The 26,697-nt window shown below is 37.1% G+C and carries 34 protein-coding genes and 1 pseudogene; 3 read left to right on the top strand and 32 right to left on the bottom strand.

All coding sequences use genetic code 11. The features are described 5' to 3' along the window. Positions 1-158: 158 nt before the first annotated feature. From G9G53_RS20195 to G9G53_RS20150, 10 genes are all read right to left on the bottom strand, one after another. Positions 159-524 (bottom strand): hypothetical protein, encoded by a 366-nt coding sequence (locus tag G9G53_RS20195; protein ID WP_165149857.1) that lies wholly within the window; start codon positions 522-524, stop codon positions 159-161. A gap of 138 nt (positions 525-662) precedes the next feature. After that, complete coding sequence (locus tag G9G53_RS20190) at positions 663-1,289, bottom strand: class I SAM-dependent methyltransferase (protein WP_029515441.1); 627 nt, start codon at positions 1,287-1,289, stop codon at positions 663-665. Positions 1,290-1,310: 21 nt separating this feature from the next. Continuing rightward, complete coding sequence (locus G9G53_RS20185; protein ID WP_165149855.1) at positions 1,311-1,766, bottom strand: DinB family protein; 456 nt, start codon at positions 1,764-1,766, stop codon at positions 1,311-1,313. Between the two features lie 128 nt (positions 1,767-1,894). Then, positions 1,895-2,092 carry a GNAT family N-acetyltransferase gene (locus G9G53_RS26580; RefSeq protein ID WP_238796273.1) on the bottom strand — a complete coding sequence of 66 codons (198 nt, stop codon included), beginning with the start codon at positions 2,090-2,092 and terminating at the stop codon, positions 1,895-1,897. A 139-nt stretch (positions 2,093-2,231) separates the two neighbouring features. After that, complete coding sequence (locus G9G53_RS20175; RefSeq protein WP_238438009.1) at positions 2,232-2,963, bottom strand: hypothetical protein; 732 nt, start codon at positions 2,961-2,963, stop codon at positions 2,232-2,234. Positions 2,964-3,245: 282 nt separating this feature from the next. Further along, complete coding sequence (locus G9G53_RS20170) at positions 3,246-3,662, bottom strand: GNAT family N-acetyltransferase (protein WP_238438010.1); 417 nt, start codon at positions 3,660-3,662, stop codon at positions 3,246-3,248. Between the two features lie 110 nt (positions 3,663-3,772). After that, positions 3,773-4,222: a hypothetical protein gene (locus G9G53_RS20165; protein ID WP_165149853.1), complete on the bottom strand. Its 450-nt coding sequence runs from the start codon at positions 4,220-4,222 to the stop codon at positions 3,773-3,775. A gap of 1,316 nt (positions 4,223-5,538) precedes the next feature. Next, a complete protein-coding gene (locus G9G53_RS20160) occupies positions 5,539-5,952 on the bottom strand; it encodes a GNAT family N-acetyltransferase (protein WP_165149851.1) in 414 nt (137 codons plus the stop codon). An 89-nt stretch (positions 5,953-6,041) separates the two neighbouring features. Then, a complete protein-coding gene (locus G9G53_RS20155; RefSeq protein ID WP_165149849.1) occupies positions 6,042-6,491 on the bottom strand; it encodes a GNAT family N-acetyltransferase in 450 nt (149 codons plus the stop codon). A gap of 302 nt (positions 6,492-6,793) precedes the next feature. Beyond that, on the bottom strand, positions 6,794-7,351 hold the full coding sequence (locus tag G9G53_RS20150) for a TetR/AcrR family transcriptional regulator (protein WP_029515451.1): 558 nt from the start codon (positions 7,349-7,351) through the stop codon (positions 6,794-6,796). A 240-nt stretch (positions 7,352-7,591) separates the two neighbouring features. Between G9G53_RS20150 and G9G53_RS20145 the strand changes: the two genes are divergently transcribed. After that, positions 7,592-8,341: an SDR family oxidoreductase gene (locus G9G53_RS20145; protein WP_165149847.1), complete on the top strand. Its 750-nt coding sequence runs from the start codon at positions 7,592-7,594 to the stop codon at positions 8,339-8,341. Between the two features lie 241 nt (positions 8,342-8,582). Here the strand turns inward: G9G53_RS20145 and G9G53_RS20140 are convergent, their stop codons facing one another. The 9 genes and pseudogenes from G9G53_RS20140 to G9G53_RS20100 all read right to left on the bottom strand — a co-directional run bounded on the left by G9G53_RS20140 (position 8,583) and on the right by G9G53_RS20100 (position 17,382). Beyond that, entirely contained in the window at positions 8,583-9,038 is a 456-nt protein-coding gene (locus G9G53_RS20140) for an NUDIX hydrolase (RefSeq protein WP_029515453.1), read from the bottom strand. Between the two features lie 276 nt (positions 9,039-9,314). Next, on the bottom strand, positions 9,315-9,704 hold the full coding sequence (locus tag G9G53_RS20135) for a hypothetical protein (RefSeq protein ID WP_029515454.1): 390 nt from the start codon (positions 9,702-9,704) through the stop codon (positions 9,315-9,317). Positions 9,705-9,898: 194 nt separating this feature from the next. Continuing rightward, positions 9,899-10,585, bottom strand: coding sequence for a hypothetical protein (locus G9G53_RS20130; RefSeq protein ID WP_069010401.1), 687 nt, complete (start codon positions 10,583-10,585; stop codon positions 9,899-9,901). A 515-nt stretch (positions 10,586-11,100) separates the two neighbouring features. Then, on the bottom strand, positions 11,101-11,469 hold the full coding sequence (locus tag G9G53_RS20125; RefSeq protein WP_165149845.1) for a hypothetical protein: 369 nt from the start codon (positions 11,467-11,469) through the stop codon (positions 11,101-11,103). Between the two features lie 223 nt (positions 11,470-11,692). Beyond that, positions 11,693-12,043 (bottom strand): annotated as a pseudogene (locus tag G9G53_RS20120) (hypothetical protein). Positions 12,044-12,817: 774 nt separating this feature from the next. Further along, positions 12,818-14,539 carry a helix-turn-helix domain-containing protein gene (locus G9G53_RS20115; protein ID WP_165149843.1) on the bottom strand — a complete coding sequence of 574 codons (1,722 nt, stop codon included), beginning with the start codon at positions 14,537-14,539 and terminating at the stop codon, positions 12,818-12,820. 109 nt (positions 14,540-14,648) lie between these two features. Next, positions 14,649-15,425, bottom strand: coding sequence for a (2Fe-2S)-binding protein (locus G9G53_RS20110; protein WP_165149841.1), 777 nt, complete (start codon positions 15,423-15,425; stop codon positions 14,649-14,651). A 1-nt stretch (position 15,426) separates the two neighbouring features. After that, entirely contained in the window at positions 15,427-16,470 is a 1,044-nt protein-coding gene (locus tag G9G53_RS20105) for an ABC transporter substrate-binding protein (protein WP_165149839.1), read from the bottom strand. 687 nt (positions 16,471-17,157) lie between these two features. Continuing rightward, a complete protein-coding gene (locus G9G53_RS20100; RefSeq protein ID WP_010345209.1) occupies positions 17,158-17,382 on the bottom strand; it encodes a helix-turn-helix domain-containing protein in 225 nt (74 codons plus the stop codon). A gap of 153 nt (positions 17,383-17,535) precedes the next feature. On the opposite strand from G9G53_RS20100, the gene G9G53_RS20095 reads away from it, so the two are divergent. Then, positions 17,536-17,823, top strand: a complete 288-nt coding sequence (locus G9G53_RS20095; RefSeq protein ID WP_094154364.1) for a DUF6809 family protein — start codon at positions 17,536-17,538, stop codon at positions 17,821-17,823. A gap of 164 nt (positions 17,824-17,987) precedes the next feature. Here the strand turns inward: G9G53_RS20095 and G9G53_RS20090 are convergent, their stop codons facing one another. The 8 genes from G9G53_RS20090 to G9G53_RS20055 all read right to left on the bottom strand — a co-directional run bounded on the left by G9G53_RS20090 (position 17,988) and on the right by G9G53_RS20055 (position 22,879). Then, a complete protein-coding gene (locus G9G53_RS20090) occupies positions 17,988-18,455 on the bottom strand; it encodes an NUDIX domain-containing protein (RefSeq protein ID WP_165149837.1) in 468 nt (155 codons plus the stop codon). A gap of 209 nt (positions 18,456-18,664) precedes the next feature. Continuing rightward, on the bottom strand, positions 18,665-19,117 hold the full coding sequence (locus G9G53_RS20085) for a GNAT family N-acetyltransferase (RefSeq protein ID WP_165149835.1): 453 nt from the start codon (positions 19,115-19,117) through the stop codon (positions 18,665-18,667). Between the two features lie 191 nt (positions 19,118-19,308). Beyond that, positions 19,309-20,199 carry a hypothetical protein gene (locus tag G9G53_RS20080; RefSeq protein WP_165149833.1) on the bottom strand — a complete coding sequence of 297 codons (891 nt, stop codon included), beginning with the start codon at positions 20,197-20,199 and terminating at the stop codon, positions 19,309-19,311. A gap of 262 nt (positions 20,200-20,461) precedes the next feature. Then, entirely contained in the window at positions 20,462-20,848 is a 387-nt protein-coding gene (locus G9G53_RS20075; protein ID WP_165149831.1) for a hypothetical protein, read from the bottom strand. Positions 20,849-21,037: 189 nt separating this feature from the next. Next, positions 21,038-21,415 carry a retropepsin-like aspartic protease gene (locus G9G53_RS20070; RefSeq protein ID WP_165149829.1) on the bottom strand — a complete coding sequence of 126 codons (378 nt, stop codon included), beginning with the start codon at positions 21,413-21,415 and terminating at the stop codon, positions 21,038-21,040. Further along, positions 21,416-21,658, bottom strand: a complete 243-nt coding sequence (locus tag G9G53_RS20065; protein ID WP_013372314.1) for a hypothetical protein — start codon at positions 21,656-21,658, stop codon at positions 21,416-21,418. A 181-nt stretch (positions 21,659-21,839) separates the two neighbouring features. Further along, a complete protein-coding gene (locus G9G53_RS20060) occupies positions 21,840-22,478 on the bottom strand; it encodes a hypothetical protein (RefSeq protein WP_165149827.1) in 639 nt (212 codons plus the stop codon). Positions 22,479-22,675: 197 nt separating this feature from the next. Continuing rightward, positions 22,676-22,879: a helix-turn-helix domain-containing protein gene (locus G9G53_RS20055; RefSeq protein WP_010345194.1), complete on the bottom strand. Its 204-nt coding sequence runs from the start codon at positions 22,877-22,879 to the stop codon at positions 22,676-22,678. A gap of 171 nt (positions 22,880-23,050) precedes the next feature. Here G9G53_RS20055 and G9G53_RS20050 point away from each other — a divergent pair, with 171 nt between their 5' ends. Further along, a complete protein-coding gene (locus G9G53_RS20050; RefSeq protein WP_165149825.1) occupies positions 23,051-23,338 on the top strand; it encodes a hypothetical protein in 288 nt (95 codons plus the stop codon). Positions 23,339-23,426: 88 nt separating this feature from the next. Here G9G53_RS20050 and G9G53_RS20045 read toward each other — a convergent pair whose 3' ends face one another. The 5 genes from G9G53_RS20045 to G9G53_RS20025 all read right to left on the bottom strand — a co-directional run bounded on the left by G9G53_RS20045 (position 23,427) and on the right by G9G53_RS20025 (position 26,569). After that, positions 23,427-24,266 carry an HNH endonuclease gene (locus G9G53_RS20045; protein WP_165149823.1) on the bottom strand — a complete coding sequence of 280 codons (840 nt, stop codon included), beginning with the start codon at positions 24,264-24,266 and terminating at the stop codon, positions 23,427-23,429. A gap of 171 nt (positions 24,267-24,437) precedes the next feature. Then, complete coding sequence (locus G9G53_RS20040; RefSeq protein ID WP_165149821.1) at positions 24,438-24,767, bottom strand: hypothetical protein; 330 nt, start codon at positions 24,765-24,767, stop codon at positions 24,438-24,440. Between the two features lie 8 nt (positions 24,768-24,775). Then, positions 24,776-25,033: a hypothetical protein gene (locus G9G53_RS20035; RefSeq protein ID WP_165149819.1), complete on the bottom strand. Its 258-nt coding sequence runs from the start codon at positions 25,031-25,033 to the stop codon at positions 24,776-24,778. Between the two features lie 196 nt (positions 25,034-25,229). Further along, on the bottom strand, positions 25,230-25,994 hold the full coding sequence (locus tag G9G53_RS20030) for an AbiU2 domain-containing protein (RefSeq protein ID WP_165149817.1): 765 nt from the start codon (positions 25,992-25,994) through the stop codon (positions 25,230-25,232). 146 nt (positions 25,995-26,140) lie between these two features. After that, positions 26,141-26,569 (bottom strand): NUDIX hydrolase, encoded by a 429-nt coding sequence (locus tag G9G53_RS20025; protein WP_165149815.1) that lies wholly within the window; start codon positions 26,567-26,569, stop codon positions 26,141-26,143. Positions 26,570-26,697 lie beyond the last annotated feature (128 nt).

Genomic DNA, 26,697 nt, shown 5'->3' with positions numbered 1-26,697 from the left:
GCTGATTTTTTTCTACGTCCTGACGATTTGGCGTAAGTTTCTGACTGGTTCCACATCTCCCGAAATTCTTCTACCAGATTGAGATGATAGCCGGTACAAAAATACGTTGTTAACTGGAACTTATTTCGCCTTCGAATAGCATCGCATTGCTCTATGCACTATACGTTCACCTCATCCCATCTATAAATAACATAGCCGAGTTGACATATAACTAGTAATAAATAAATTACGTTTATACATAGATATATTTTAATTTTTTTCTTGTATTTATGTAAATCTACTTCTTCGTTCACTTCTCTTTTCTTTATTTTCTCTCTCCAACTCATTAATCTTGAGAATTCTACTGTGCCTAATACTCCCCATAGCAATGTAAATACTAAAAATACGGCATTTACTAGAGACAATAATATCCCCATTCCTACATCCATTGTTCTTATTGATCTAAAACAAATGTGCACCACTAGTGTCAGACTAAATAATCCCAAGCCTATAATACTTACTATCGGTTTATCTTGCATTCTCATTTTTTATTCCCTTCAGTTCCAAATACATGTAACGTTTCTTTATTCACGATGTCCCAGCGCTTTAAGATTAACAGTCCAGCTGCCACTTGCGGTAGCTAAGCGATGGGACATGTCTGTTGAATTACTTCCTCGAAATAGCTATCCAATATTTTGAACAACTATATATCTTAATTCATATTCTTTCTGTTGTTTCTCTACATATATCAGAGTTTCTCTCATGAAACCCATTTCTAATATATTCAAATCATTAAAATGTTCTTTTAAATCTTTTTCAGTAAAGAAGTGAGCATATTTCCCTTCCTTGTATTCATATGTTCCTTCCTCAACTTTCCTACCTACACCATTATTAGAATCACGATCAGAAAAACATGTGAAATACATTACTCCCAATTCCTTCAAATGCTTCACGCAATTCTGTATCAGTTTTTTTCGGTCTTCTAACAAAAATAAATGTAATAAATCATAACAATATATTCCATCATACCTTTGGCTTGTAGTAAACTCTAATACCGATTCTTGAATAAAATTCGTTTTTAAATCCCATTCTTTTGCTAGATTTATAGCTGAACTAGATATCTCAATTCCATCAACCTGAAAATAAGAAGAGAACGCCTTCGTATTTCTTCCATATCCAGCACCAGGAACCAAAATATCATGTACATTATTTTTTTTGAACAAATCTATAGCTTGGGTTACAGTTTGACTTGGTTCACAACCCCAAATCATTCCTTCTTCAGTAAATCTTTTGTTCCAATAATCCCCCATATTATTCACCCGCCTATATACTCACATTGCTCTTCTTTTAAGCTCATCAATCTTTCTGATATGATGTTGATCATGCCAGATAAAATCTCTTAAATATGATATTACAGTAAACTTCCCGTCAGCATATTCTTTAGTAAACTTGTCGTCTTCAAAACTCTCTATACTCTCCAATATCATGTTACGGTACTGAATAGTCATTTTAATTAATTCTTCTTTCGTTTTTGTTTTTCCATATTCAACAGCATCCTGATTAAATTGTTCAAAATCCATATGTGTTAATGTCAAAGGCGCATCGTTTAATATCGGATTTATGGCTACTTCATAAAAGTATTTATCCCACAGTAATATATGACTTACGATATCGTGAACTGACCATTTATCTTCAGCAATCTTTATTTTCCAATCCATTTCACGAATCTCAGAAACAAAACGTATCCATTCCTTGAACTCCTCTAGTAACCGCGACTTCTCATTCATGGTATCACACCCCTTTTTTCGAATTATTCATTGTTCCTTTGCCATTCATCTGTTAAAATCGCATGTTGATATGCATTATGCCAAATGGGTTGTCCTTCTTTTCGCATCAACAAGCGCTCCAATAATCTTCACGATGAAGCGTTTTCTGGATTACACATCGCAATAATCCGATGAGCCTTTAACTCTTCAAATCCATATTGCAATACTCTTCTACTTGCCTCAGTAGCATATCCATTTCCATAGTATCTTGGGTTGAATATGTATCCTATTTCCCATGTTAAAAACTCAAACGGTACGGTTTGATTAAAGTAAATGTGTCCTATCATTTTATAAGTAATCATGTAGATCATTCCAATCATCAGATCGAAAATTTCTTATAAGTAATCTTTCTGACGCTAAATCTATCATAATTATCGCCTCTAATACGTTTATTTAGCCTTTGCCTGAATTACTTTTACCGATCATTTAAACCCTCTCCATTGAGAATTTTCTGGATACATTTTTCAACCCTTGACTCCCGAGTTTTGGATTGTTTGGGTGCAGAAAAATACATAATAGAACTACTACGACCTGGTATTCTTCATTCATTCTATCTGCTCGTATCCAACTCATTTCCTCAATGCTTAATAATTCTTTAAACTCTTCTACTAACTGATGCTTAGATTCCAGTTGTGTATAATAATTATTATTCAAAATATCGTCTAATTGTTTTATTCGCTCATTATCTAATTCAAAAAATCTAAATGTTTTTAGATTGCAATTTGTAAACTGTTTTGCTATTTTCTCATTGTATTCATTAGATCTTAGAACTTCTTCAATTAATTCAGTTCTGATTTTGTCCCCTCTAGGGTCGACATATAGAAATTCAATGTGATCTTCCTCTGGATATCTTTCTTCAGCAAGCTTAATAATTGAAGTATCTAATAACACATATGATATATGAAGACTTGCTATCTCTTGTGAATTGTAAACTACCCGGTATCCCCAACAGTGATCTTCAAAATTATAAAAATATAACACTGGGATTTTTTCTGAAATTTGAAATAAACTTTCTGGAATTTCTTCACTTTCTTCTGTATCTTTGGTTATGAAAACAAACCATTTGTCATTTAAATCCTCCGCGTATATAGGATCATGCTCAAGAATTGCTTCTTTATATTTCAATAGTGATAAGCTTCCTGAAGTCAATTCACTCATTGTTTTGGCCCCTTTTTGTTTTTTAGTCATATTTCAGCTAACGTTCTTGTATTCATGAACCACTAAGGGGTTGTCTGCTGAAATGCTTCTCCGAAATCCTCTCAGACCCATACTCCGTAAGGACCGCTGCTTGAATATGATGTTAGGCGATACCCTTGATCTCTTTTGAGTTCCTTAAAATAATCCTTATTAATACTGTATTTTAACTTCTCAAATCGACAACCATCGTGATTGATGAATCAACTTTCCCAACTTCTTTAAATCCGAATCTCTCGTAGAGTTTCATTGCCGCTGCATTACTCGGATCAACACTGAGGGATAATTTTTTATATTCCTCTTCCTAGCTTCTTTAAATAATTCATCCATTAAGGCCATTCCGATTTTTCTTCCCCTGTATTCTTTTAACAAAGCCATTCCTAGTTTGGGTACATCATTATCAATAAATCCAAATCCCTTATTATCCTCGTTAAAATATCGAACTGTTATTGATCCGACGGGTTCACCCTCATGGTTCATTGCTATAAATCCAAAATCCCCATCCCTTCCCCAACCTTCAATATACTTTGATATATAAGGGTCTTTTATTATCGCTTTATCGAATGGCTCTTGACCTTCTGGGACAAATAATGATTCATATAACATCTCCCATAAAAAAAACACATCATCTTCTATTATTGGTCGAATTCTGTATTGCATCATTGAAGTTACCTCATTTCTAGATTCTCAAAGGTTTCACCTAACGTTTCTGTATTTTCCATAAAAGCCGTAGCTTGAATATTATGTTATGCAATTCCTCCATCCTCTCCGAATCAACGTTCCAAAGATTGGCTTGCTTCTGTTAATTCATCATTTACCTCTAAATATTTCAATGTTTTTTCAATATCGTCGTGGTCCATTGTTTTCGTTATAATTAGATGTTTAATATTAAATCCTGGTGGTTCCATTTCTTTTTTAAAGTGATTTACTAATTTTTGAGGGGTTGTCACCAAACTCCATCGTTCACTTCCATCCGAAAAAGTAAGGGTCACCTCCACCAAATCAAACTCCTTTGGATCATCATCAAACTTCCATCTTTCTAAATAAGGCACTTCTATATTTCCTTCAATAAAATGAGCTTTTGATATCCAAACTGCTTTTCCATGGTTTCCAATAATTCTATACTTGTCCCTATCTTCTTTTTTTACGATGTATTTATTGCCTCGTGTAAGTGCATGAGCATAAACGCCTATACTCATACAAGTTATGATTGGTCCCTCCATCAATTCACTTCCATACCGTATTTAACTTACTGAGGTTTCGCATAACGTTCCTGTATTCATGAACTCCAAAAGGGGGTGTCTGCTGAAATTCCCCTTTGAAATCGACCTATCAGACCAAGGCTCCGTCAGGAGCCGCTGTTTGAATATGATGTTATATGACGGTACTTTGGACTACTTTCAAAATACATTATTTCTTTAAGTATTTTCCCATGTTCTTTTTCGACTTGAATTTTATAATCATTGTTTGTCATCTATGAAAATTCCTCCAAAAGTAATTCTTTTTTTAAATCTGCACTCATGAAGATGCCCAATTCAGAAAGTTTGTTTAGTTGATCTTCAAATATTATCTTCTTCTTCTTAAATAAACCAAACAACTTAAACACCTTCTTTTTATGGTTTGCGTCCCTTTTCTATAACACTTGTATTCATGAGCTCCGTCAGGGGTTGTCTGCTGAAATTCCTCTTCGATATCCAGCTCGCAGACCAAGGTTCCATAGGAGCTAACGAAACATAACTTCTTCGATTCACTTACAAAATCAGCCCTTTATCATCCTCGCCTTCGAGCTGTTTATAATTCTCAATAAAATATCTATAAGCAATTCTCTTAATCGTAGACAAAATTGCTTCGCATGAAAATGCCAACATTTATTTGTAATCATAATCCCTTAATGATAGTTCTTGAACAATTTTTCTACTGTCCTTTATTCTTAGAATTTGCTTCGGTTTATCATATATCCAAGCAAGCTTTATACAATATTCAATTAATATGGATTTTATTAAAGGTCTATATAAGTTAATGTAATAACATTCTTTCCAGTCGAAAGAAATTTCAATAAAAGAAGTTTTATACTTCCTTGAATAAGCTCTAAACAATACCTCATAAGGTTTCTCGTCAACAATGCAAATGAATTGATAATGTCTAACAATGATTGGGATTGCTTTTTTTTGAAATACTTTCATCATTCACCTCAACATTACTTTATCAGCAATTATGTCTAATAGCTTTCTTGTGTTCCTGAACCCGAGAAGCTTAAAGAAGCGTAGCGACCGGCTAGCTTCGGTTCTTAGCCTCGCAGGATTGTCTACCTGACTTTCACTTTCAGGAAAACGATGTTATGTGATACCTCTAGTTCTTATTTAATATATTCTTCAATCCTTGTTTAATATTATTTGGTCTCGTCTATTCTAGATTACTCTATTAGAAAAATCTCTGTAGTCTAAAGTCAATTCCTTTTTTAGTTCTATATTGGAAGAAATACACCACATATTATTAGCACTCTCTTCTTAAAATGCTTTTTACATTGATTTCCTCAACGTCAATTTTTGTTTAAAACCTTTGTCAGTATTATTTCCAGAGGTTCATTCTCAAACATTAAACATCCAGCATCTCTATATCCAAGCTTCCTATAAAAATGTTGAGCTTCTTCATTCGAAAGTGTTGAGGTCATAACCATTTCAAAACCTTTTTGTTTCATTAATTCCTCCCAATAGTGGACAACTTTTTTACCAATACCTGTTCCTCTATACTCCTCATCTATCCATATCATATTCATAAATGGTGTGTTGTCCCAGAAAAATCCGTATCTCATCCAACCTATTTCTTGATTGGATTCTCTGATTATTAGGATTTCATTTTCTTTTATTTTTGGTCTTATAAGTGTCTTATGTATGTGCTTGTCTCTTAACAAGATGTACTCATAATCTGATTCAATCGCAAAATCAATCTTCATTGTAAATCCTCCCTTTCACTCTTTTCTTCGAATATCTTCTTGGTAACACTCAGCACTGATGTCTCATAACGTTTGTACATTACATAATTTTATAAAGTCTTTTTAAAAATGTATAAGTCACCTTCTTCTCTAACTTTAGTAAACCCACACTTTGAATAGAAGTGATGATTCTTCACATTCCAGCTAGGAGTATCCAGCCACCATTCAGTGCTGTCTGGAAATTTACTTTCAATTTTCTCCATCATCTTCGTTCCGATTCCTTGATTTTTAAAATTCGGATCAATAAAAATTCTTCCTAGATTATGCACTTGATTACATTCTACAAATATCATAGCTCCCCCGATTATTTCTCCATTAAAGAGCACCTTGAAATATTCGCAATTTTGCATCATCTCTTCTTGCCAATTTATGGAGTCATATCCTATGGGCCCAACGGTTTCGTTATTATTAAAATGCTTTGATTCATCCTCAAAACTGGCCTTTTGTATTTCAGCAAGTCTTTGCGCATCATTTTTTCCAGCTTTTTCTAATGCCAGCACCAAACATACCTCCATTATCTTTTTATTTTTTCCAGGGTTGTCTGCTAAAATGCCCCCCCAAAACTCTATACCAGCAGGTCAAGGCTCCGTAAGGATTCGATGCTTGAATATTATGTTATCAGAAGTTACCGAACTTCTTCATTATGCATTCAAAATCAATCTGCAATTTTTTTATCAGCGAATTTTCTTATATGGTCTTTTTTTATTTTGTAATTTGATTATTAGTTCATCTGCATCTCTTTCACTTTTTTGAGCTTTTAGTGACTCTTCTTCTGTTATTTCTATTTCTATCATTTGAACCACTATTGTTCGTGTCCCTCGACACCACGGTTCAGCAAATTCCAAAATTGTTCGACCATGACCGATGCCGGATATGGCATTGAACGGGTAATCCACCATTCCAATACCCCCACTGCCGCTGAAATTAAAAATTGCACCGTAATGTCCCTGTTCATATCCTGATCGAGGTTGATCGAATCCAGATGCTCGCACAGACTTTGCCGGAACATTGTCTCTATTTGGTTTCGAAAAACCGTACTTCCCTTGTTCGTCAGCATTATTGAGTAGAATGAAGCATGCTGCTCCAAATATTCAAACGTACGCAGTAGTGCGGTTTTGGAAGGGAGATGAAAGAAGTTATCTTCAGACATACAATTGCGTAGTAACTCTTTAATTTGAGCTTCCATGCATTGATCGCGCAGATCGTACTTATCAGCAAAATGCAAATAAACCGTTCCGCGATTGACATTCGCTTCCTCAGCAATTTGATTGATCGTAATTCTCTCGAATTCCTTTTCTGACATCAGCCTCATAAAAGCATCAATAATGGCTTGCCTCGATTTTTGAATACGCCTGTCCATATCCTTCTCCCCTTTGTGCTATCCGAAAAAATGAACACTTCGAAGTCCTCTGTTGAAAAATCAACAACCACGCTTGTTTTAACCATTGAACCCCATATACCGCTCTGATACATTCACTTTATAAAATTTATGTTGATGATTCAACATATGTTCAATTTTAGTGGAGCTGTAATCATGAAATCTATTGTTTTACAATCTTTGGAATGATTTAAATCACATTGAATTAGGAGGGTTTAAAAATTGAAACTTACAGGAAACACGATTTTTATTACAGGCGGCGGTTCGGGAATTGGACGTGCGTTAGCAGAAGCTCTCCACAATCTTGGAAACAAAGTTATTATCGCCGGTCGACGTAAAGAGCGTCTGGAGGAGACGATCAAAGCGAATCCCGGCATGTCCGCAGTGGAATTGAATGTACAAGACCCTGCCAGCATAAAGGCGGCCGCCAAGCGGTTAATCAAAGAATACCCGGATGTTAATGTCTTGATTAACAACGCCGGCATCATACAGTCCGATGACGCGGCGGGCGTGATCGATGAGGATGTTTTGATTTCGACTGTCACGACAAACTTTCTAGGTCCCATTCGGTTGATTTCTGCATTCATCGAGCATTTGAAGTCCAAAGAAGAAGCCGTTGTCATCAACACGACTTCGATACTTGGATTTGTACCGTTAGCGACAACTGCTATATACTCAGCGACGAAGGCAGCACTTCACACCTATACGCTGTCCCAAAGGTACATGCTTAAAGACACATCGGTAAAAGTAATAGAAATTGTGCCCCCATGGGTTCAAAGCAACAACGATGAACCGCGTGCGATACCACTTGATTCATTCATTGATGCAACAATTAAGATACTTGGCACGGATACAGACGAAGTTCTGGTGGAAGAAGCGAAAATGTTTCGAAATAACCCTGGCCCGAACGAAGGTGTTTTTGTGACCCAGCTTAACGATTTGATGAATTCTGAACCTCCAAAGATCCATTGATCCATCTGTAATTCAGTTTTTAAAAATTTAAGCGAGCATGAAGTAAACACTCATCTCCGTCTACTTCATGTTCATTTTACTGCAACTTGCACGTGGAATAAGAAAAAGCGCAACCGGCCACACCCATGTTTACCTCTTAAATAATTTCGTTGATTTCACATAATGTAGGGAATTCCCGAAGTTCAAACAGCCCTTTGTTAGGTGATGTCGGGGACATCCTCGATTTACTAAAAAAATGTTTTCATGATCTTACCTCATTTAAAAATCTTGTTATTATCGGTAGGTCGGGAGGACTTATTTGATTAGGTATCTTGTTTAAATCAAAAAATCGTATATCTTGTACTTCAGCTTTATCACCTTTAATTATTCCACTGTATTCTTTACATATATAAGCTGCAACTACGTTATATACTTCATCTCCATGCGGATATCGATAGTAGAGTTCCGGGCCTGAAAATATATCAAGTAATTCTAACTCTTCGGCTTCTAAGCCTACCTCTTCAAAAAGTTCCCGGCTTGCAACCTCCTTCATATTCTCACCAGGCTCCATTGAACCTCCTGGTAATCCCCATAGACCATTGTCAGTTCTTTGCTGCAATAGTAATCGTCCCTCATCATCTATGAGAATCACACATGCTCCTGCCATAATTATAGGTCGGGTACCTACTAACTCTCTTAATTCTCTTATGTAATTCAATTTCTTCACGCCCCTTTGAGATCCTTCAACAGACCAAGGCTCCGTTAGGAGCCACTGCTTGAATTTAACGTTATATGACGGATTCACTTCTAAAATCTACTTTCGTCAATGGATAAGGCACGTAGTCCGGGTGGCTCTGCTACTTAGCCGGTTGAATGTTTCCGTTGAATCCGCCCTTCCGAAATGCATCTTCCGGGCTAAGGGTCGGGCTTGTCCCGGCCAGATGAGTTGAATGCTATGTTAAATAACGTTGACTTTTTTCGAGTTAAGTAATTATTATTCTCGTTTCCATTTATGTGTTTCGAGTAGTTTTCCAGTTTCATAAAAATACTTTATTACTTCAAGCATAGGAATTAATTCTATACAAATGTTATCGCAATAATTGCCTAACTGGCCACCAGCAACCAGATGAATTTCACCGTTTCCCTGTTTATTGTTCATAAGAGTATATATATTACCATCAATTGTAATAGACACTATAAAATATTCCGGTCCGCCTCCAACCAATGCTGAATCTGTATCTGATACCTCAAAAAAAACTAATGTAAATTTATCTCCATCGAGTTTTTTAAAAAAACTTAAAGTGTCTGCCCACGTAGGATTCATAACTATTTCTTCATTGAATGTGGTCCCAATCCATTCATCAATACTAATAGATTTTATCACTTTTTCTTTTCATCCTTTTTAGATGGTTTTATTTATTCGGGGGCTTTCATCTAACGATTCTACATTCACGATCCCAGCGAGTGCTCAGGTGTCCTACAGTGATCTCCTTTTCCGAAATCCTTCTGCCGGGCCGAGGGCGTATGCCGATGTGTGATACTATGTTATCAGATGAACTATGACAATTTTGAGGGTATCTACAAAATTTCTTCTCCCTTTAATATTTCATTTGAGAACTGGTCCACAGCCAACCACGTCGAAACATCCTCTTTGATATTCTTATTCCAAGCAACTAAAAAATGTACTTGGCATATCTCATTAGAATCAATTAGTGTCATAGGAATTTTAATGCCTTTATCAGAACTTAGGATAAAACCGTGCTTTTCAAAGTCAGAGTTTAAACATAGCGATTTAGGAATCATATCTCCTTGATTTCTTCTTGCCATTAACATATCCCCGTCTTGTGTCCCCAAGTGTAAACGGTATATCTGATTCTCGTATTCGACAGCTTCAAGATCTTCCCCAGTATTAGATCCATAATCTGTCCAACTGTAACCCTCCTTCCAAGAAGCAGAAAAGCTGCACGTACTTATTTGAGTGTTCGCATGAGGCTTTATTCTAAAAACTGCTCCCCAACATTCTTCTACTGTCAGATGTAAAGCGAGATTGAGCTTGGGTCTACAGACAACTAGCTCACAATCAAATGAATCATAATAATATTTATATAATGATCCACCATTTTTGAGTTTATAACTTTTTTCTGGATAATAGAAGTTATCAGAGACTGTGATTGAAAATTCAATTATTCCAAGAGGAGTATGTATTTGTGGCTGTAAGAGATTGTTTTCTTTAATTAAGACTTGTTCTCCATGAAATAGCTTCATTATTTTCCTCCTCATAGTCTTTCTAATAACGTTCCTGTATGCATGAACCCCAACTCGCTGGCCTAGGCTCCGATAGTATGTTATGCGAAGCTTCTTCGAAAACTTTTGAACCGATGTTGCTCTTCTTAAAAACAATATTGAACTTGTATAATTATCACTTAGACATAAAGAAATTGAATTGTTAATATAGCAGACCAAGCCATAGAATACAGAATTTCTTCTTAAGCCTGTCCATTGCTTATGATTCTCTTCTGTATTTAATTTTTTGGCTAACTCAAAGACATGAGAATTCAAAAACATCTGGTATTCCTCCATCTCTAAGCAGTTTCGCATAACGTTCTTGTATCTACGAATCCGAGAGGCTTAAGGCGCAAAGCGCCGGGTCCATCGGACTTAGCCTCGCAGGGTTGTGAGCTGATCCCGCTTCTCTCTCTGCTTTCCACTTCTAGCGAACCAAGGGCAACGCCCGCAGCGTAGATGCGATGTTATATGAGGTCAGCTTTTCTTCGAGTCAACTAATAATTATGCTTCCTTGCTAGTTTCCACTTCATAAATAAATTTATATCACTTATAGCATCTAATATTATTCCTTTATGTTCTATATTATTTTTTAATTCTTTCAAAATGATTGGTTTTACTAGTCTTTTATCTAACTGTTTTTTAGTTCTTGCTATATGTGCTAATCCCAATACAGAATTCGCTCTTACATTTGGATTATCATGTTGCGCTGATTTAAGACATATATCTTGAGCAAACTTCCAATTGTGATGATACATTCCAACTGAAAGTGGTAAATATATAAGTTCTTCTACTTCTTGACGAGTTAAAATATCTTTTATTTCCTGATCTGTGTATTCTTCGATATGCTTGTAAATTCGCTTCATAGTACTTGCTCCTAAATATAGCCTTTTTATTCCTAGCTGATCTCACATAACGTTTCTGTATTCAAGACGTCCGGCGTATGCCGAATATGTTCGGCTGATTCTACTTCATGGCTTCTCAACTTCTGCCGAACCGAGGAGCGAATGCGACGATGCTTGGATGTGATGTTATACAGAGGTACCATGAATTCATTGAATCTACTTAGAAATCCTGTTTAATTCACCATCACCATTCTCTCCATTCTTCTGTAATATCTTGATCCTCCTCAATTTCTAATCCAGCTAGTCTTGCTGCCTTATCTATAAATTCAGCCAGTTCTTCACGTTCCATCGTTTCAATAAAATAGTGTTCTTTTCATTCAATTCATTAAACGTAATTACAATTTCTTCTACAGCCTTCATAATACTTTCAGGATGTTTAGTTTCTTGTAATAATATTAATTGGTTTAGATAGTTATCAAGGACTTTATCACACATTAATAATCTCTCTTCTGTAAAAAGGTCATCTCCGTATTCAACCATTCTTTTGTTTTTACAATTGAGTTGGTTTTTCATTAAATAGGTCCTGTAATGTCATTGGGCACATCCCTCATTTTCTTGTTTTTGTTTTAATAGATTTTTAAAATTGTTGCATAGTATTTCGCATATGAGTTTGCTTACTAACTTGCTTTTCACTTCACTTATCTTATTTTTTCTTTAATTCATCTTTTTTCATCTGTTAGCACACTTAAAGAAAGACCAATTACGGTCAACATCTGGTCATTACAATTGGCTTGGAGGGTTTATTCCCTTCTAAGTCTCAGATAATAAAAACCCACCTTCGGCTCTTAACCTTTAGGTGATTTTTTACCTTCTCTTGTTGTTATTGATGCATGTTAAAAGTGCAAGAATAGATGTCCAAAATAGTAACATTAGAGTCATCGCATCTTTTACTTCCATGGTCTCACTTTCGAAGGAAAACCATACCCACCCAAGAGTCAATTGTATCTATATTTTACCTGTGTTCACTCCTGCAAACAAGTGTTCTCATCTATTTTCTTGCATTTTTCTTTTATTCTATCTGTTGTCCATCATTTCTAGCATATAACGCTTATGTGTTCACGATGTCCCTCTGACTTATGCGAACGAAATGAGCGGCCGCCGTGCGTTTGTGTCCGCCTGCCCCCACTTCCTGGCAATCCTCTTTGCCGGACCGAGGAACCGCCAGGCTCCGATGCGTGGATATGATGTTATCTGATGGATTGGCCATAAAAAAACAGTTCAACTTTCCCTCTATGACATAAGGCAAAGATGAACTGTCTTTAGTTCCTGTTAAAATCTCTATGCGCACAAGTAGCAACTTCTTCTCCCATCAAGCCAACAAAGCCTGAGCGATCTGATCCACAATGCCATTGATGCCTGTGGGTCCATAACAGCCAATCCATGTCGCGGCATCGACCGAGTGTATGTGCTGGCGCTCAACGGTATCAAGCATTCCCCAGACACGTTGCTCTGTTGCGGATATTCCCTCCTGCATGAGTTCATGGCTAAGCAAGAAGTAATGGCTGGCGTGTACAGCCGGTAGTCTGTCAACTGAGATGTGATAGGCCGTGTCGGAGGTATCTGCCACAAATAACGGAACAGGCAGACCTAGATCATGGTACAGCACAGCCCCTGTACGATGAGAGGCAGAATGCACGCGAACCAGAGAATCCAGCGGACGGATCAGTGCCACGCTCTTGCCTGCCAGAACGGGAGCAAGTTCTTCGGACAGCAATGTGGTTCGTCGGTGATAATCCGTTATAATACGCTTTGCCTCTTCTCGTTTGCCTGTCAGTTCACCGAAAAGAGTCAAAATAGTCTGCCAGTTTTCATTGCGCTTAAACATGAGAACTGGAGCGATCCGGCTTAACTGTTCATAGTGCGGCTCATGTACCTCGGTGCAAATAATTAGATCCGGAGACAGTCGCTCCACTGCAAGCAGGTCGGGGTACTCATATGTTCCGAGTAATTCAGTATTCTGAAGTCCTGCCCTGATCGTTTGAGGGAAATGTAACACTGCATTGCCTAGTCCTACACTACCTGCTGGAGAGAGCCCCAGCGCAAGCAAATGATCGGCATATTGCACATCGAGTACAGCGATACGCTTCGGAGATCCGATAACATAGTATTCCCCTCGCATATGGCATATCACCGAGCCTTGGGCCGATTCATATGAAGAAGCTGTGCGGTTCCGCTGCAAGGAATGAGCATAGTCTATATCTGTTTTCAAAGCGGCATCAAGCCTATAACGCAGCGGAGGGATGCCATAATATTTCTTAAACGCCCTACTGAAATAATACATGTCGCGATAGCCCATTCTGTCAGCAATTTCACCGATGGGAGCATCCGTGTGACGCAGCATCCGCGATGCACTCTCCATGCGCAACTGAATGACATACTCAGTCAGTCCGAGCTGTTTCTCTTGTTTAAATCGTCGCTGCAGCTGTCTTAAGCTGCATCCAGCAAGGGCTGCCAGCTCTTTAAGCTCCAGATTCTGGCGATAATGCGACGCTATATATGAAGCGACAACATCCACCATGCCAGACGCTTCTCCTCCCTGACCACGTTCGTAATCCATGATCAGTTCGTAGATCATACCCTGAAGCAACGCATTGGCATGAAAACGTTCCATCCCTTCACCACGACGCCATTTGGCAACGATTTTTTCTGCATTCTCGATCCATTCTGCTTGGGTTACCGAATTTTGCACAAATGAAGTACGCAACGGGTGTTTGCGATATGAAGGCAAAACAAGAGAGGCTCCCTCCATGGAAGAAGCCTTGTACATGATCATGATATAATAAATGTCGTCTGATCTGGCCGTCAGCGTTAAGGATGTCCCCTTAACAACATGACCAGCAAAAGAAGCTCCAATGTGGCAAACCTCACCATTCATTGCAAGCTCCCCTTCCCCTCCGTATGCCAGCAACAACACATTCGAAGTTAATTCCGTTTCGCGAAGAACACTGCCTGTCTGCAAAGTACCGCTATACCCGTCAAGCATCTTGATCGTTGTATCACTCCATAGATTTGTCTGTTCTTGTAGCGGCATTTCTCTCATCTCCTGACAATAGCATCCTTTGCTAGAGTGACTCTCATGACTGGGCTTAACCAATTAACTACAATCAGGCCTGTTAGCAAAAGTAAAATTGTTGCTGTTGTCATTTTAATTGAGATTTATTCTCATTGTCAATTTTCGGACATTTTCTGCAATATTCCCCTGACATCTCGTAATAAAAACAACAGGTGGTACGCTTGCTTTTCACGGCTGGAATGCTGTCCTTATTTTTTGTGAACCGGGTGAACGGATTTCTTTTTACACCGAACAAATGCCCAGGCGCTCCTTGCGTCAGATATGAAAAATCTGCCTGGATGTGCTGACTTTCTTGGTCAGCATTGTCTACTTCAGGAGTATATAATGGGACAATACGTATCATGATATTCTCCCAAAGGATACTCATCGAAAGAGGAGCAATCGCAGCAAGCGTCTTTAACAGCGGTGCAAGGTGTAACGCAAACATCTCCTTTACCACCTTTTCCCGCCACACTTCCCTGTCTCCAGTTAGTGCTTCTGCCCGAAGCCCGTTCATAGCTAGAAAAGGAAAATGCGTCCCCCCCTCGTTAGCTGTGAGCGTCGGATGATAGAGAAAGCTGTTGTCTAGCCGAAAAGAAACATGCTGATGATGAACGGTCATCGCGGTCAGCAACGGAGCAATCCACAGGTAGCCGATTCGCTTAGCTAACATTGAAGCAGCTACCCTCATGTCAGGCGCACCAATATACTCTTGAAGCCAGCTTAAATACTCTCGGCATGCAGCTTCTTCATGTAGTTGGCTCAAAGCAATAATACGGACATTATCTTCAGACGGCTCACCAAGCCGAATCGAGTGTTCATCCACCGTTTGCTGCCATAAGTCAGTCGATAGATAATGGTCCATTTTAATTCGATCCCAACAGTGCTTCCGATGCCTGATCTACAATAATATTAATTGCAAGTGGGCCATAATAAGCGATCCAAAGTGTAGAATTAACATCATATGCACGGTTATTTTTGACTGCATCAAGGGATTTCCATACTGAACTGCTATCCAAAGCCTCTGCCTCTGCCGCAAACAACTCATCAGACAGAACAAAATAATGATCTGCACCAATCTCAGGAACTTTCTCCATCGAGATTTCAACGGAGGTATCATCTTTGATCTTCTGGACTAATGCAGGCATTTTTAAGCCCAAATCCTCATACAGAATGCCGCCTGTTCGATGCTCAAGACCATGAACACGAATGCCTTCTTTTCTCGGACGAATAAGTGCTACCGTTTCCTCTCCTAACTTCTCCGACAGCTTCTCCTTCAGTCCTGCAATTTTGTCCTCATAAGCCTTACGCACAGTTTCTGCCTCTGCCTGCTTACCTGTGATCGCAGCCACCGTAGCTAACGTATCTCGCCAATCCTCGTAGAAGTCAAGTACGATTGTGGGTGCTATTTTGCTTACACTCTCATACTCTTTCTCTTGAAAATCAGTCATTAAAATAAGATCCGGGTCCAATGCTACAATCGCTTCCAGATTGGGCTTGTCCCGTGTGCCTAAAACCTGTACGTCACCCGGCTTATCGCCTAAATATTCTGGAAATGTGGTATTGCCTTCAGCGATAACACTGCCTGCCGGCTGCTCGCCAACGGCTAGCAATTGATCCAGAAATTTGACATCAAGCACAGCAATTTTCTTTGGTTTCTCGTTAAGCGTATACTGACCCTTCATATGCGAGATCGTAACCGGGAAGGCTCCGGCAGTCTGAGACGCTCCATTCGAAGGCGTGTCCGTTGGAGTTGTAGCAGACGACTCATTGCCGCCATTTGTACCTGCTCCGGCACCGCAAGCCGTCAGTACAAGAACAAGGGCCAGCATCCAGCCCATTAAAAATCGTGATTTATGGTTAGCATGTGCCATGCTTCCGGCAGCTTGCCTCTTTGTTCCTTTATTCATGCTGAATCCTCCTTATGTATGATAATGATTTTCATTATCGAAATATAAGGCGAGTATAATATATCTCCACATCGCGTTACCATGTACTTTTGCGACATTTCAGCCGGACTAATGCGACATGTAAACCGCTATATCTTCATTTACAATTCTATCAGCTCTTTTACTAATTACTGCATAATCATCGTCTAATGTATCAAGCCAATAAAACCAAGAATCTCCCATTTTTTCTTTCCATTCATTTGGGAGTTCCGTTATTTCTAATCTAGCAACAACTATTTGATCTTCATTTTCTTCAAAAGAATATTTTTCTTTTCATTGATTTCTACCTCTTGCGTCAATGTACATTCCATATCCATTTGTTCCATTGAAACTACAACAGAGGTTTGTATGATAAATTTGTGGATGCTCTTCATTAAATTCTGAATGTGGAAACTCATAAAATGTTCCTTTGGATTCATAAGCCATTTTCGGTGAAACATCTATCTTCTTTAATACCCTTTCATCCGCAGATATTTCTAAAAGATTTTGCTTTCTCCTTTTATCAAGTATTTCCTATAACGTTCTTGTATTTATGAACCCGTTAGGGGGGTGTCTGCTGAAATGCCTCTCCGACACCCTTCTCACAGACCCAGGCTCCAAAGGAGCCGCTGCTTGAATATTATGTTATATGACGGAATCGCTTCTTCACTACTGGTTTTCTTCAGGTACATACTCAATTAAATCTGATAATTTGCAGTTAAATGTATCGCATAGCTTGAATAAAGTTTCCAGCTTTGTTGTTTCTATATTCGTTTCCCTATACAACTTGTTGATTGAATTCCGACTTAAGCCCGATTTCGCCATCAATTCTGTTATATCATCTATTCGATGTTCTGCCATGAGTTCTCGTATATTACACTTGATTACGTTCATCTTTTCCCCTCCATAATTCTATCTTATCTCCCATACCAGCAATCATCAACGAAAAGCGAAGTTTTAACTCTATAAAGCCAAATATTCACCTTGAAATTAACTTTATAAGGTTATATAATAACTCTATAGAGTTAATTAGAGGAGGAATAACATATGATTAATACATTAGAATCATTAACAGAGCCGCTTATAAGAATACGTTTAGAATTACTCTATACTGAGCTTCTGGAGTGTCATAAGGAGTACACTCAGCTTTCTTCGGAGACAGATCAATATTTTAAAACGCTTCGTGATGCTTTGCCCGATCAACTTCAACATACGGTTTTTCTTTACGAAGACGCCCAAATTTCTCTCCAATCCATCCTAGAAAGAAGTATCTACATACAAGGTTTCAAAGATGCTCTACAACTATTAAGTGAATTGCAAAATTCTAGTATTTAGAGGGTCATATGACCCTCTTTTTCTATTGTTCTTGATTCTGTCGTATAACGTTCCTGTATTCACGACCCTGCGTATGCTGGGTGTCCGGCTCCTGCCAGACCGAGGACGAATGTCCGATGCATGAATATTATGTTATACGTAGACTTTTTCTTCATCGAAAAACCTCACTCAATTTCTTTAAATGTGCTCTCAAAATAAGGCCCTTTAACATCATTTATATAGTTCTGAACAATCTTTCTCATAGGTTGAGGAAGGAGATTATGCTGATCCATCTCATTTATAGGTATCCAATAAAATTCTAAATGGCTTTCTTTTGCTTCTGGATTCTTTCGATAATCTGCATTTTCTAATCTAGCAGTAAAAACATGATTTATCTCTTGATGATATGTTCCTTCATCTTCGTGTTCCGCTTCTACTGCTCCTATGTAAGGCCCGACTTCACTTATTAAACCAAGTTCTTCATTTATCTCTCTATATAAAGAGGTTCTAATACTTTCATGAAGCTCAACATGTCCTCCTGGTAAAAAGGTGTTATCCATGCCTATGCAGTGAGCAACCAAAAGATGATTATTGCTCAATATGACTCCTCGAGCCAGCACATGGTACTTTTGTGGTTGTTGTTGCCCTATCATCTTGAAATGCCTCCTTGAAATTATTGGTTTTTAATGGAGCTAACAAGTTTTCGTATAACGTTCCCATATTCACGACGCCTGGCGTATGTCAGGTGTGTCCGGCTGCCTCTGCTTCCCCGAAATTCCTTTGCCGGACCGAGGGCGTATGCCAGATGCGTGAATATATTGTTATTTGTAGTCACCGGCATCTCGAATTTTCTTACATTTATCTATATCTTCAAGCAATAAAGCATTTCATCATCTAAGATTTCTCCTGTGTTTTCAAATCCAAATTCTTCATATAGTTTTTTTGCAGAGTAGTTTTCGGGTTCAAATGATATATAGATTTCAGAGCATTGCTTATTCTTGCTCATCTCTTCGATGATTAGACTTAACGCCTTTTTACCAAACCCTTGACGCTGAAATTTATGATCAATCATTAAACGGCATATTTCAAAAAAATCCTTTTCTTCTGAATATCCATACATTGCAAATCCTACAATGGTGTCCCCATCATAAATAGCTTTGGTTATCCATCCTCGCTCTATCTTTGATTGTGCAATTGAAACAGCATTTGAAGCTACAAACTTCTCTAAAAGATAATGATTGTTATCAGGATCAGTCGTTAGAAAAATGCATTTTGTCCAATTTGTTTTATCAATGTTCTTTAATAAAACTCCCACGAATTCGCCTTCTTTCTGATGTTCTATCGGTAATTTCAGATAACGTTTTCTCTATTCACGAACCCTCACTGGCTTAAGCGCGCTTGCGCGGGTCGTCAGACTTAGCCAGTGCAGGGTTGTCTGCTGGACTCGCTTCACCGAAATTCCTCTGCCGGACTGAGGGCCGGATGGCCCGATAAGTGAATATTGTGTTAGATGATGCCAGTGCCTTCATCGATTTGCTTACACAATTGTTTCCAATATCCCCATGCCTGTATATATTCAGTCAAGTCATTTGGATGATGCCGTACACTAAGTCCTATTCGACAATAAAGATGTATCAGTGTTTCCTCAATTAATCTGGTTCTCTCAACATTACCTTGTTCAAGTAAATCCGATGCGGCAAACAAAGTATCAGTATTAATATCATCAGGTGAAGAACAAAATGCATATAAAAAATCATATATGATTGGTCCCACCATCGGTGACGGATCAATCACACCAATTAGTGTTGAATCATTAAAAACAAAATTATGAACGCCTGTATCCCCATGCAATAAATACTTATTTCCTTGCTTTGAATCATCATTAAATAGTTTTTTTGACATTAATTTTACGTATTGATAGTCTTCTGGCGATAATACATTCTTCAGATTCATTCTTGCTTCTTCAATGCTAATTTCATTAAATTCCTTCCATGTTTCTCGTGAGAATTCTATTCTTCCCCATGTATTTCCCCCCTGATGTTCAACATATTGGTTGAGCAGTTCTTTTACTAGGATTCTCATCCAATTTCTTTTTTTACCACGATTAAAATGAGTTATACCATCAATGAATGTATAAACAAAATATGACTTATCTTGGGCTGATAAAATAACTTTAGGTAATAATACTGAATGCGTATAGGTATGAAGCAAATGTTCAACTAATTCAATATGGATTGGAGTATCAGACTTCAAAATGTACTTAATTCCATGCTTTGATTCTAATCTTAAAACTATTCCAGAAGTTGTTCCTGATAGTCTTTGAAAACTTACAATTTCATCATTTATATGGTGCTGTTGAAGCAATCTATTAATCGTTTCGATATTATGTTCAATCATTATATATCTCTACTCCTTACTTAAGATCTTGTATTGGTTTCATCTAACGTTCCTGTATTCACGACCCAGCGCATGCCCGCAGCGTGAATATCATGTTATCTGAAGTCTTTCTCTTCCTTGAAATCGCTCAATACCCAATCTGAAATCATTTTTGTGTAATTATCTATATCACTGAAGTTACTGGGCTCTTTTTCTTGAAATTCAAAGCTCCACTTTGAAACTATAAAATCTGCTCTGGCAATATTTTTTAAGTGCTCGTAAATCAAATCATGTAACTCTGCATCAATGCTCGAATCTCTTGAAGAATATATTTTATCAAACACAAGATCTGCAGAACTATGAATAATCCAGTTGCGAGACTCTCTTCCTCCTGAAGTAAGTTTATATCTTCATCAGAAATATTTAGTTTTTCGTTTTTGTCTAATGCATTTAAAGAGCCAGCTAGAAAAAGCTTGTCTAATTTCTCTACATAAGACATGTGCTCATCGCTTAGAAAACCAAATTTTCTTTCATCTATAGCAACTGCAAGGTTAAGCCACTTAACAATTTCCTTACATGTCTTTTCGTACTTCTGACAAAGTATCAGCAGCCTACCATACATTGATTCATATTCATTTATTTTTTTGAAATCCTGTTTTACAATCCACATTTATGTCATCTCACTTTTTAGAAGATTTCAGATAACGTTCTTGTATTCATGAACCCCGAAGGGGTTGTCTGCTGAAATGGCTCTCCGAAATTCATCCCGCAGACCAAGGTTCCAGCGGAAACATAGTGTGAATATTATGTTAAGTGAAGTTCAACCTTTTTTTGAATAACCTTTTTAAATTTAATGGCTTTATGAACGAGAGAGTTTAAAGTTCTCTAGATCTACATTGAATTTGCCTTTTACCAATATGTCTAATCCCAATAATCCGTTGACATTGTGATATTTAAATGAAGTAAAATCTATGAGTACATCTCTTAAAATAAAATCTCCTACCTGTATTCCCTTGATCCGTTTGGAAAATGCGTGTTCTTTCCCTCCAATTCCGTAACTTGTTATGATTTCGTCATCCATCCCGACCTGAATCCCAATATCATCTACTTCATCCTGTGAAATCAATGTATGGCTTGCTCCTGTGTCAATAACTATGTTATTTATGACTTTCTTTTCTCCATTAAAATGGACTGTTATTTCGGTGAACAACAGCCCATCCCTATATTCAATTTTCATTTATAGATTTCTCCTTAAACCAACATTCTTCCGAACCTTCACAATGACCTGGTCCTTAGAAGTATGATAAACCAAGGTTTTGTCTCGGCTATTCAACAACTCTCTTGTTGCTTCTTCGTCACTTACAGGACCAATCACAGCGACGTCATCTATGATTTCTTTATTTTCTGTCTCTTCGAAATGAAGAATTTCAAACTTTACAAATTGGTTCGGGAAGATTTGTTGTACTTCTTGCCACTTCACGTTAATCCCTCCTGTCCTTTTTATGGTTACATTATATCATTTAATTAGAATTTCACTTAACGTTCCTGTATTCACGACCCTAGCGAATGCTGGGATGTCTGGCCTCTGCCGGACCGAGGGTACATGCCCGGTGCGTGAGTATATTGTTTAAGTAAAGTCACTTATCTTCGAGTTATATTCGTCACGATTTAGAAAAATTCTCAATATAATGTTTCATAAAAATTATATAATTATCATGACTTGAATCAATATTAAATATCTGTCTATCTGTTACACCTTTCTCTCTTACTTCTATTTTTATATTTCTTTGGTTACGTTTAAACTTGATATCTAGAAAAACTTCTTTTATTAAATCGTGTTCTATTTGACTATCTCTCGGGAAATTAAAAATATGTTTTTCTGTACTTGCATTGAATAGTGCAACAATATCTATAAAGTCTGACACTTGTTCTTTATTTGGAACAACAAATTCATGTTCAACTAAATTCCTTACAGAATTTATTTTATTTAATATTCTAGGAGCAATAATTCCTAAGTTTTTTAAAGTCTCTATCTTCTTAGGTACATTCCATTTTTTTGAATTTCCAAAAAAACCAAATGCAATCATCAAACAATCAATTTGGCAGTCAAGAGATCTCTTTGCATTTGAGAGAGCATTTATTAAACTGTGTTTTTCAGTTCCCGATTCTAAATCAAATTCAGCAAAGGACAAGTATTCTGAAGGCGTAACATCAAATGGTATATCTATTTCTTCATGTCCACGAGAACTCCAATAACTATTATCATTACTTAGAAAATCAATCACCTCAGAAAATTCCATAAGATCAACTCCAATTTAGTATTTAGGTGATTTCACTTAACGTTTCTGTATTGAACCCCGAAGGAGTTGTCTGCTGAAATGCCTCTCCGAAATCCATCTCGCAGACCAAGGCTCCATTAGAGCCGCAGCTTGAATATTATGTTATACGATGGAATCACTTCTTCGATTAACCAACATTCATTCTTGATTCTAATCTTTCATTGTTCTGCTATATGTTCCAATAAATCTCCTGGCTGACAACCTAAAGCCGCACATAATTTATCAATCACTTCTAATGACACATATTCGTTCGTATTGAGTTTCGCCATTGTAGCAGACGAGATACCTGTCATTTTCAATAAATCCTGCTTCTTAATCTCCCTGTCGATCAATAATTTTTGAAAAGGTTTATAACTAATCATCTGAGATTCCTTTCACACATCAAGTGAATTTTTCTTTAATTATATGAAAGTATATTTTTTATATCAAAAACATCTTCAACATGTATTGACTTAATTATTCGATATGATAAAATTATATTTAATAAGTTGAACTTTTATTCATAAAATCAAATACATTGGATGGTGTCTAAAATGCATAATTCTTTAGAAGTCTTACTTGATTCACTGATTCATACTCGAATTGAATCTTTATATGGCGAGCTTATCAAAAACAACTCCAGCTACAATCAGTTCTCATCCGAACGGAATCTCTACTTCAAGCAGTTACATGAAGGCGTACCGGAGAATATACAGAATACCTTATTTCTTTACGATGATGCTGAGCTTTCTGTTCAAGCTATTTTAGAACGTGAAATTTATCTGCAGGGTTTTAAGGACGCTCTTCACCTGCATAACGAATTACATATATCTTTAGATTGAGAGCCTTCTGGCTCTTTTTCATTTTGATTCTGTTGTATAACGTCTTTTATATGACGTGCGATGCTTTTTCGAAATGCTATCAGAATATTTAAATATCCCATAAGGGCACTGCATAAACTGAGATCAAGCTACTTTTATTTAACTTTTTCAAATTGCACTCTTTACATAAAATTTGTAAGTTCGAGGGATCATTATTCCCGTAATTAGAAATAGGTACTATATGGTCAATCTCAAAATCTCCTCCTCGATTAATAACCCCCGTCAAGTCATTCCTACAAACTACACAAACTCCGTTATCTCTGTAAAACAATCCTTTCTTTAACCAGGCAGGCCATCGAATTCTTTTGACTTTGTTCCCCTTCTTAAAACTTTCAGGATATTCGAAATTCAAGTCATTTTCCTCGTAAGTTAAGCAATTCGCGAGTTCTTCGTGAAAATCTCTTAGGAATGATTTATTAAGCATTAATAAGTGAAAACTCGAATTAATTACTGTTGGATTAATTTCTTCTTGCATAGAAACCAGAAAATCTACAAATTCCTCAAATCGAATGCATTCAATACATTTTTTACAATGTTCACAATTAATAATTGATTCAAATTCTATGTCAACTTCCTGTAGGTCTATGCCTGCTCCTTCAATTAGCTTAACTTCGTAATAAATATAAGCTTCATATTCAGAAACACTAAGATTACTTAAAGTGCTTCTTACATCATGCTCAACAAATCCATCAACGTATTCTAAATAGTAGTGTAAGATAGTTTTTTTATGAGGTTTTAACAATCTTAATATTATTTCTTCTCTCAGTTCATTCCAAAAATCTTTAAATTTAAATCCATAAACATCTTCTTCATTGTAAAAAATCTCTATTGACCAATTCGCTAATTGAATTGCTTGACTATAACTAAATCTCACATGTCTAGTCTTCATCTGAACCTCTTTTTATTTTATTATTAACTATCGCATGTCATATAACGTAACGTTCCCGTATTCACGACTCAGCGCATACTGAGTGTCCGGCGAATGCCGGACCCAGGACGAATGTCCGTAGCGTGAATATATTGTTATCAGGAGTTGATTCTTCATCAAATTACAATCTAGTTATCTTACATTATCTATTCTATTCTGAATTGCTGTTTCCATTTGCTCTTTAGTCACTATAAGCAAATTAGAAGTATCAAATGTATTCTTTCTTGCATAGCGTAAATAATGAAGATATCTAACAAAACGTACAAATGATCTTAGTTTCTCTTGAGACCATGGCATAACTACACCTATCCTGCCTAGTGCTGATGCATTTATTGCTCCTCCCATTATGTGTTTATGACTCACAAAATTTTCGATCTCTATAGCCATAAAACATCTTGCATTATGATTCATATAAATCATATCTTCAAAACTAGGTACTTGGACAAAATCATCATTAATCATTCCTAGATTTACTCGATTTGCCTCATATAAATCTCTCTTAAAAAATCTTGAATATCAGCATTATTAAAAAATTCATCATACTCATATGCATATGTGTTTTCTGTAGCAAATGGTCCGACTGCCACATCAATCCGTGGTGAATAAATAAATAGATCTCTTTCGTTAATCATTGATGACCACTCAGTTTGAGCAACTTCTCTTGAGAATACTTGGTTAAGTTTCAATTTCAATTCTTCTTGGTATTCTTGTAAATCAGTTTTTTTCATGAACCTTCCTCGCATATCTCTCATAACAAATCCTTTCTAAATCAATTTCTGATAACGTTTTCGTATTCTCGACGCCTGGCGCATGCCAGGTGTGTCCGGCTGCTTCTGCTTTCTGAAATTCCTCTGCCGGACCTAGGGCGTATGCCCGATGCGTGAATAGATTGTTAGCTGGAGTTACCTGGCATCTTCGGGTTGCCTAAATATTATCTAGTCCTAGTTTACTTCTATATGAATTTATCTCCTCTATGTCGTGCTCTTTCAAGGATCTTATTCTAGCTTCCCACAAGATTGGGCTCGTTTCCGGCAGAGATACAATATAGCTATCAAATGCTATATGGTCTAGTATTCTCTCAATGTCTGTTCTGCTATCAACACCAACCGGATGTTTAACAGATTCATCGTACTCTAATGGTAGCATCATTCGCGTAGTGCCGAATGACAATGTAGAAAGTAGTGAATTCAGTTGATCTCGTAAACTAAATAAGTCTTTTAAATAAATTGTTGATTTATGAAGTTCTTCCTCACTAGCATTATGGATAGTATGAGCTATACGTTGATTTCTCCTAATTCTAATTCTTTCTAAGAGTTCATCAGTACTTTTATCAAATTTACTTTCTCTTAGTCTCTCCTGAAAATCCTTTTTGTAGGTCTCTTTCATGTTTCGAAATATTTTATTCTTGAATCTTGTAATCGTCCGGAAATCTCCATCATTATCTGTAACTAGGCGAGCAACACGCAAGATGCTCGATTCAAAAAAACTCCTTAAGACAGTACTAAAGAAAGTTGTTTGATCTGGACTAACGAATAAGTCAAATCTAAACCTTCTGATTTTATCTATAATGGACAACTGCACATTAAGATGGACAAGTTCGGAATAAAAGAATTTAATTTCATCTCTGTATTCTAGAAGAAAAGGCTCATCGAAAAATTCTTCATCTTTAATCATAGTGAAATTTATCATGTAATTTCCCTTCTCACTGTTCAGGTAATTTTAGCTAACGTTCCCGTATTCACGACGCCGAGAGGCTTAAGGACCGAGGGCCGTCATGCCCAAAGCGTGAATATAATGTTATATGAAGGATATGCCGTCTCTAACAGCTCACTAAATTACTTATTGCCTTCATTAAAATATGTTATTTCATTTCCATCTATTAGTCTTCTTAATCCATCTTTATAGTAAGGCATTAATTGTTCAGCCTTCTCTATATCAATCCAAGCTATTTCAGAAATTTCGTTAGGTCTAACTAATTCTTCATTCCCACCAATTACCTCACCTTTAAATGTAATAAATAATACATGTTCTTCTTTTTTTACAAATATACATTCATTCACTGACACTATTCCATGAACTTTAATATCTAGTCCAGTTTCTTCTTTAGCTTCCCTTATTGCTGCTTGGTCTAATGATTCGTCTCTTTCAACAGTACCGCCTGGAAGAGACCATCGGTCACTAGAATCATCAATATTCCTGACCATTAACACTTTGGAACTGGTTGGATCAGTAATTAAGGAGTAAGCTACATCGACTCTGATCATTATGTTTGACTTCCCTTCTGATTAGATCTGCATATCTTTCATATAACGTTCTCGTATTCACGACGCTCGGCGAATGCCGAGTGTGTCCGGCTCCTGCCGGACCGAGGGCGTATGTCCGATGCGTGAAT

Origin of the sequence: Paenibacillus sp. EKM206P (assembly GCF_011066155.1) — a bacterium.
In the GTDB taxonomy this organism is placed as follows: Bacteria; Bacillota; Bacilli; order Paenibacillales; family Paenibacillaceae; genus Paenibacillus; species Paenibacillus polymyxa_D.
Note: the sequence above shows the minus strand (reverse complement) of the source record. Positions and strands in the feature narration are given on the sequence as shown.

What these genes read in the sequence shown, in the direction of transcription:
- G9G53_RS20110 (WP_165149841.1), bottom strand. Translation starts at nt 15,425, where the DNA reads ATGGACCATTATCTATCGACTGACTTATGGCAGCAAACGGTGGATGAA.
- G9G53_RS20080 (WP_165149833.1), bottom strand. Translation starts at nt 20,199, where the DNA reads ATGATTGAACATAATATCGAAACGATTAATAGATTGCTTCAACAGCAC.
- G9G53_RS20035 (WP_165149819.1), bottom strand. Translation starts at nt 25,033, where the DNA reads ATGAAAAAAACTGATTTACAAGAATACCAAGAAGAATTGAAATTGAAA.
- G9G53_RS20090 (WP_165149837.1), bottom strand. Translation starts at nt 18,455, where the DNA reads ATGATAGGGCAACAACAACCACAAAAGTACCATGTGCTGGCTCGAGGA.
- G9G53_RS20075 (WP_165149831.1), bottom strand. Translation starts at nt 20,848, where the DNA reads ATGTGGATTGTAAAACAGGATTTCAAAAAAATAAATGAATATGAATCA.
- G9G53_RS20160 (WP_165149851.1), bottom strand. Translation starts at nt 5,952, where the DNA reads ATGAAGATTGATTTTGCGATTGAATCAGATTATGAGTACATCTTGTTA.
- G9G53_RS20055 (WP_010345194.1), bottom strand. Translation starts at nt 22,879, where the DNA reads ATGATTAGTTATAAACCTTTTCAAAAATTATTGATCGACAGGGAGATT.
- G9G53_RS20195 (WP_165149857.1), bottom strand. Translation starts at nt 524, where the DNA reads ATGAGAATGCAAGATAAACCGATAGTAAGTATTATAGGCTTGGGATTA.
- G9G53_RS20040 (WP_165149821.1), bottom strand. Translation starts at nt 24,767, where the DNA reads ATGATTAATGATGATTTTGTCCAAGTACCTAGTTTTGAAGATATGATT.
- G9G53_RS20095 (WP_094154364.1), top strand. Translation starts at nt 17,536, where the DNA reads ATGATTAATACATTAGAATCATTAACAGAGCCGCTTATAAGAATACGT.
- G9G53_RS20125 (WP_165149845.1), bottom strand. Translation starts at nt 11,469, where the DNA reads ATGAAGCGAATTTACAAGCATATCGAAGAATACACAGATCAGGAAATA.
- G9G53_RS20175 (WP_238438009.1), bottom strand. Translation starts at nt 2,963, where the DNA reads ATGAGTGAATTGACTTCAGGAAGCTTATCACTATTGAAATATAAAGAA.
- G9G53_RS20050 (WP_165149825.1), top strand. Translation starts at nt 23,051, where the DNA reads ATGCATAATTCTTTAGAAGTCTTACTTGATTCACTGATTCATACTCGA.
- G9G53_RS20115 (WP_165149843.1), bottom strand. Translation starts at nt 14,539, where the DNA reads ATGCCGCTACAAGAACAGACAAATCTATGGAGTGATACAACGATCAAG.
- G9G53_RS20190 (WP_029515441.1), bottom strand. Translation starts at nt 1,289, where the DNA reads ATGGGGGATTATTGGAACAAAAGATTTACTGAAGAAGGAATGATTTGG.
- G9G53_RS20130 (WP_069010401.1), bottom strand. Translation starts at nt 10,585, where the DNA reads ATGAAGCTATTTCATGGAGAACAAGTCTTAATTAAAGAAAACAATCTC.
- G9G53_RS20185 (WP_165149855.1), bottom strand. Translation starts at nt 1,766, where the DNA reads ATGAATGAGAAGTCGCGGTTACTAGAGGAGTTCAAGGAATGGATACGT.
- G9G53_RS20045 (WP_165149823.1), bottom strand. Translation starts at nt 24,266, where the DNA reads ATGAAGACTAGACATGTGAGATTTAGTTATAGTCAAGCAATTCAATTA.
- G9G53_RS20030 (WP_165149817.1), bottom strand. Translation starts at nt 25,994, where the DNA reads ATGATAAATTTCACTATGATTAAAGATGAAGAATTTTTCGATGAGCCT.
- G9G53_RS20105 (WP_165149839.1), bottom strand. Translation starts at nt 16,470, where the DNA reads ATGAATAAAGGAACAAAGAGGCAAGCTGCCGGAAGCATGGCACATGCT.
- G9G53_RS20100 (WP_010345209.1), bottom strand. Translation starts at nt 17,382, where the DNA reads ATGAACGTAATCAAGTGTAATATACGAGAACTCATGGCAGAACATCGA.
- G9G53_RS20150 (WP_029515451.1), bottom strand. Translation starts at nt 7,351, where the DNA reads ATGGACAGGCGTATTCAAAAATCGAGGCAAGCCATTATTGATGCTTTT.
- G9G53_RS20060 (WP_165149827.1), bottom strand. Translation starts at nt 22,478, where the DNA reads ATGGAATTTTCTGAGGTGATTGATTTTCTAAGTAATGATAATAGTTAT.
- G9G53_RS26580 (WP_238796273.1), bottom strand. Translation starts at nt 2,092, where the DNA reads ATGATAGGACACATTTACTTTAATCAAACCGTACCGTTTGAGTTTTTA.
- G9G53_RS20070 (WP_165149829.1), bottom strand. Translation starts at nt 21,415, where the DNA reads ATGAAAATTGAATATAGGGATGGGCTGTTGTTCACCGAAATAACAGTC.
- G9G53_RS20165 (WP_165149853.1), bottom strand. Translation starts at nt 4,222, where the DNA reads ATGGAGGGACCAATCATAACTTGTATGAGTATAGGCGTTTATGCTCAT.
- G9G53_RS20170 (WP_238438010.1), bottom strand. Translation starts at nt 3,662, where the DNA reads ATGATGCAATACAGAATTCGACCAATAATAGAAGATGATGTGTTTTTT.
- G9G53_RS20025 (WP_165149815.1), bottom strand. Translation starts at nt 26,569, where the DNA reads ATGATCAGAGTCGATGTAGCTTACTCCTTAATTACTGATCCAACCAGT.